The 4,887-nt window shown below is 48.6% G+C and carries 5 protein-coding genes and 2 pseudogenes; all 7 read right to left on the reverse strand.

The window, feature by feature from the left end; genetic code table 11:
* Nucleotides 1–181 (reverse strand): annotated as a pseudogene (locus HT737_RS31440) (hypothetical protein); the annotation flags it as partial.
* A 270-nt stretch (nt 182–451) separates the two neighbouring features.
* Entirely contained in the window at nt 452–640 is a 189-nt protein-coding gene (locus HT737_RS32920; protein ID WP_374011213.1) for a hypothetical protein, read from the reverse strand.
* On the reverse strand, nt 591–1,256 hold the full coding sequence (locus tag HT737_RS29010; protein WP_182404545.1) for a hypothetical protein: 666 nt from the start codon (nt 1,254–1,256) through the stop codon (nt 591–593). Before HT737_RS29010 ends, HT737_RS32920 begins: the two co-directional genes overlap by 50 nt.
* 95 nt (nt 1,257–1,351) lie before the next feature.
* Complete coding sequence (locus tag HT737_RS32145) at nt 1,352–2,386, reverse strand: hypothetical protein (RefSeq protein ID WP_306287308.1); 1,035 nt, start codon at nt 2,384–2,386, stop codon at nt 1,352–1,354.
* Nucleotides 2,361–3,725 (reverse strand): hypothetical protein, encoded by a 1,365-nt coding sequence (locus HT737_RS32150; RefSeq protein WP_306287309.1) that lies wholly within the window; start codon nt 3,723–3,725, stop codon nt 2,361–2,363. The genes HT737_RS32145 and HT737_RS32150 overlap by 26 nt, the downstream gene beginning before the upstream one ends.
* A complete protein-coding gene (locus HT737_RS32155) occupies nt 3,676–4,476 on the reverse strand; it encodes a hypothetical protein (protein WP_306287310.1) in 801 nt (266 codons plus the stop codon). The genes HT737_RS32150 and HT737_RS32155 overlap by 50 nt, the downstream gene beginning before the upstream one ends.
* A 15-nt stretch (nt 4,477–4,491) precedes the next feature.
* A pseudogene (locus HT737_RS29020) lies at nt 4,492–4,887 on the reverse strand (sel1 repeat family protein); the annotation flags it as partial.

Here is a 4,887-nt window from a genome sequence, read left to right on the forward strand (position 1 = left end):
GAACCGCCATGGAAGGGGTATCCGAACCGCCACCCACATCAACGACTCTGACAAGCAACCGGACTTCCGGATCCTTGGAAAAGTCGGCCTGAAGGATGGTGGCAATCATCGTGCCCTCAGCCATGACCACAGGCGACAGTATTGAAAGTAATAAAATGAGGCTGAATCTGAAAATCTGCATTCCTCGGCGTCCGTAAAAAAACTCAGTGATCCGTTCAATTCTGAACGGGTTTGCGACAGAAAATAGAGTCAGAACCGACAAACGGGCCAGATCTATTTAAGTTCTCAACCAAATTCAAAGCGGTCGAGCGCAAAAAATAAATCCGGCTCCTTTACCAGAACAGATCCATTAAAGCCCCGTAGCAAACGTCCTATCAAACAATAAAGTTTCCAAGGCCTAGTCATGACCCGTGAGCCTTTACAGAAGGAGAGTAGTCTGCAACTTTTTCTTTTACTGCGTTGTAGCACGCTGCCTAACCCGATCAGGTACCTTGGCTTGCTTGCCATTCTCGCTCATGAGATCGGTGTATACCTTATAGTTCTTTCCTGCGGATGCTTTATCACCCGCCTCCCAATAAGCATCTGCGAGATTAAGATAGGCAACTGTCCGCTTCGGATTTTCTGAAATGACTTTTTTCAAGAGCCAAATTGCGTCGGTATTGAAGCCTGCTTGCTGCCAAAAAAAATGCTACGTCATTGAAAACTTGTTGGCTGGCAGAAGAGTAACCATACTCACCAATGTAGCGTTCAATAAAATCACGTTTCGGAAAGCTAGAAAATCTTGCTTTATCCTTATAAAGGCGCGACGTGGCGTTTTTGAACTCGACCAAAAGTTCTTCTTTTATATTTTTCTCAACTCCAGAGACCATTTCTATCTTACTCAGACATTCAGCGCTTTCACATTTCTGCGCTTCATCATGTTCAAGCACTGAATAGCAATATGGTTGTGGTTGCCCCGCAGAGCCAGGACCTTTCTGTAGATACACCAGACTTTCGCCACTTGCATTAATTGGTTGGCAATAAGGAACCACACCGAAAGCGTCAGGTACTCCGGATTTATTCTTGATAATATCCACGCCACTTACGATCTTGCTCGCATCAAGTGTTTGCACTTTTCCGTCAGCACTCAAAATCCAGAAGGTGTTTTCCTGAGAGCTACAGTCACATTCACAGCTCAATATATAACTCTGGCTCCTGATATCAAACTTCGCCTTTGGAACGCCATCAGAACCACAGAAGTTCTCAGAAATAGCCACTGAGCAAATATTGGTATCAGGATCGCATGCCAGCTTTTTCCCTTCGCTCCACGCTGGAGACGAAAAAAAAAATCAAAATAATAAACCAGCGAAATTTAAAGCTCACAGATGTCACCCTCTACGATTATTCCGTAATTGCCATTTTCTCGCGTGGCAGTATTGCCACTCATTGTAGCGGTATACTTTTGCCCCTGAATGATTCCCATCCGGCGACTGAAGGCATCGGCCCTATACGCCTCTGAGGCTTTTTCCGCTCGTTTTTTACAGACAAAAATCAGTAGCTCTTTTTGGGTAGTAATATTAGCACTAGGGAACTCGGTTCTAATAAGCTGCTCCGCCTTCGCGAGATGATTTTGCTGAACACACAAGTCGTATAGCGCACAGTAAGTACGCAGTTGAATTTTCACCATCAGATTCGGTGCCAATTCGCGCATCAACTTGATACAAGACATCACATTCTCATTATATTTCGCCGCATGATTCAGCTGAATTTTTTGAAACGCTTCGACCTCGCCAAGCTTCTTGAAAGCCGATTTCCATCCTGCATTGTTGCTGGCGATTACTCCCGTCGCCCAACTCATTTGGGCGGCGGTATTCGCAGAGTTCAACGAATTTATCAGTGTCTGGAAATTCATGTTGGCACCAAAACATCCGTCAAACGTGGCTTGATCTGCTCCACGCATCTCCAGCAGAACTGGCCCTAACGTGCCCTGCCCGAAGTTCCACTGAATAACACCGAAAGACATACCTTGACCATCGAAATTACCGGCCAGTGCCTCATAATCCAACTTGCTCTTTCCTTCGTATCCGGAGGAAACCAATAGTGCGATTTCTTTGGCCTTGTTGAGTGGAATGCAAACGGCCGACAGCGCATTCGCTACAAAGGCAATCGAATGGAAATGCCATATCAAGTCGGTACTGATAGCAGCCTTTTCTTTCAGTTCATCCCAAAACACATAGCTGCTGATCCTTTCTTTCTCATGCTTCAGTGTCTTCGGGGCGTGCTCAAGCTCGGTATCAAGCCGGCTCCATTTTGGAGCATCTGCTTTCGCTTTCCACTCCGTCGGATGATGTGCAACCAGCTTGGACCATTGCGACCGCGTATCAGGGTTTTTCAACGCCTCGGCCAACTCGGCCGGATCGACGTCGCCCGCTCTGGTCTTTATCGACCTTCGTGAACAGATCCTGAAAGAACGCAGGCATGTCCTTCGGATCGAGAAACCCGTCCGCTGTCGCATTGGTTTCTTCGACGATCTGAAACCCCAGCTTTTCCCAATCATGCTGAGTGATAATTTGTGCGCCCACTTTCTTGACTAGACCATTGACGGCCTGAGCATTGTCAGTAACGGTCACATCGTAGTAATCGTCGGTACCCACCTTGATGACCGGCGTCTTGTTCAAATCAACTGCATGTTCCTTTTTCAGCACCGTACTGTCTGTCGCAGGTGCTTTTTTCTTCAGATCGCTTCCGGCTGGCAAGTACAGGTATTGCTTGCCGATCTTCAGACCAGCCGTATTCTTGAGGAAGTCTTTTACGTCTGCTTCAGCAGTGAATATCTCGACGTGCACTTGATACTTACTCGCTACACCGCCATCTTCGCCGGTCAGGTTTTCAGTCAATCCCAGGTAGCCAATCGGATCTCCAGCCTTGATTCCAATGCTTGCGGACTCCACAGAGTCAAAGCTGCTCGGGATTACATCCCAAGCAACAAAGTCGTTTTCCACAATTGCCCAGAAGCTGGGAGGAAGGTTTCCATCCCCAGCCAAGCTACCGCTGCTCGTACATTTCGCCATTCGACGAATTGTCCCTGCAACATTGAGGTTCAGTACCTCTTTGCTTTCAAATTCCACCGAACTTTGAGGGTTAAGTTGCAGCGAGCCAATCTTATCACCGGCATTCTGCCCATTTTGGGCAGAGATCGGACCCTGATAAAGATCCAATCTTGTCAACGCGGTTCCTTTCACCTTACCTTGCCAATATTTTGGCTTTAAACGCTCCGGGATCGGGTCTGCCAGCCATATACGTGCGGGTTTGGAGTTTTTGTAGGGTTCTCCGTCTTTCAAATATGCGAACCAGACCTCCTTTCCAGCCTCGCGAACTTTGTGACCGTTCTTTTTAACGCTACCTGAAAGAATTTTCCCTTTCGCATAGGTAACGTTGCCTAGGGCCTTTTGATCCAGTATTTCAAGTTTGGTCCCCGCAACGAGCTTGCCAACGTTCTGAATGCTACTGGATTCAGGGAAATCGTCGTAAGCGTTGAAGTCACTTACCTTCATGGTCACTTGAGGCTTCGGAGTTTCTTCCTCAGTCAGCGGATAACGCTTGAAGGGCAGAAGGTGCATGTACAAGCTGTAGAAATTCAGCTTGTTTTGCTTGCCTTTATTCGGTCCTTCTTCTGGGTTTGGCGCAGATTTGTACTCATGTCGCACCAAAACAAAACGAGTTGGAATACTGCAGTTTTTTCTCATTTTCGCCGAACGTAGATTCTAGATAGTCTTCGTTAAGCCGATAGGCCACAACCTCGCCGTCAGCCATGCAGCGGATCGGTTCGTTTAAGATGCATTGAGGGGCACTGGCATTGCTAATGTGAATACCACCATGCCAGAACTTATTACTGCCCAAGAGATAGTGGCCCGATGTTTCTTTTTCTAGTGCTTTATATATTTCGTCGGCGCTCTCGAATTGCTTCCCGTCCGCTTTTCTGAACGGGTATTGAAAACTCATGAGCGGTGATCCTGCCGGAGCCGGGGTCGCTGCAGGCGCCGGAGCAGGAGCAGGCGTCGGTTGCGCACCGGTCCTGTACTCCGCCTTCGGCCGGAGGTACTTGTTCGGCATCGGCCAGTAGCCGCTACCCGCACCGTACTTTGCGGACTTTGGCCCGGTCGAACTCTGCGAGCCGAAAAAATTCCCCTTGACCCGGTTAGCGTCCATGTCCTCAATCACGCCGGTATGGTGCATTCCTGTCCATAGCGCGATATCACCCGGCTGAACGCTGTCGAGGGCAATGAACTCGAAATGCGTGGTGTCTGTCGCAAGTTGACTTGTAGTGCGGTAAGGGATGTCATACCCCGCATCACGGAGCATTAGATTTAGTAAGTGGGAACAATCAATTTCCTTCCGACCATTACCGTCTTCGTCCGCAGATCCGCCCTTACCATAACCGTATTCATATCCGCTATAAGGGTATTTCGCGCGCTGTTCAAGTAGACCTGTACTCATCGATAGCATCCTGCTTTAAAGGCAATGAATTGAATTATTTGCGGTAATGCCTTGGGTACTTAGTCGTTCGACGCCTCTAGCACCTGCCTCATTGCCTTTCTTGTCGGCCTCCTGATAACACGCCATTGCCCGGACCAAATCACTAGGGATGATTGCGCCGGTTTCATAGGCGCCGCCTAGTTGAATCAGTGCATCCGGGGAACCGAGCTGGGCAGATGTGACGAGAGCGCTCAATGATTTTTCTGGACTGACACAGGCTCGCTTTTCTTCGTAATTGCCTTCGTCGCAATAGAATTCGGCAAGGGCAATCCCTGCCTCAGGTACGCTCTTAGCGGCTGACTCCAGAAGCTGAAGAATCTTGGCATTTTCCAACCGCGGCGCTTGACCTGAAAGGCTGATACCCGCTGCTGC

Source organism: Pseudomonas sp. MD195_PC81_125 (genome assembly GCF_014060985.1).
Classification (GTDB): Bacteria; Pseudomonadota; Gammaproteobacteria; order Pseudomonadales; family Pseudomonadaceae; genus Aquipseudomonas; species Aquipseudomonas parakoreensis.

What these genes read in the sequence shown, in the direction of transcription:
- HT737_RS32155 (WP_306287310.1), bottom strand. Translation starts at nt 4,476, where the DNA reads ATGAGTACAGGTCTACTTGAACAGCGCGCGAAATACCCTTATAGCGGA.
- HT737_RS32150 (WP_306287309.1), bottom strand. Translation starts at nt 3,725, where the DNA reads ATGAGAAAAAACTGCAGTATTCCAACTCGTTTTGTTTTGGTGCGACAT.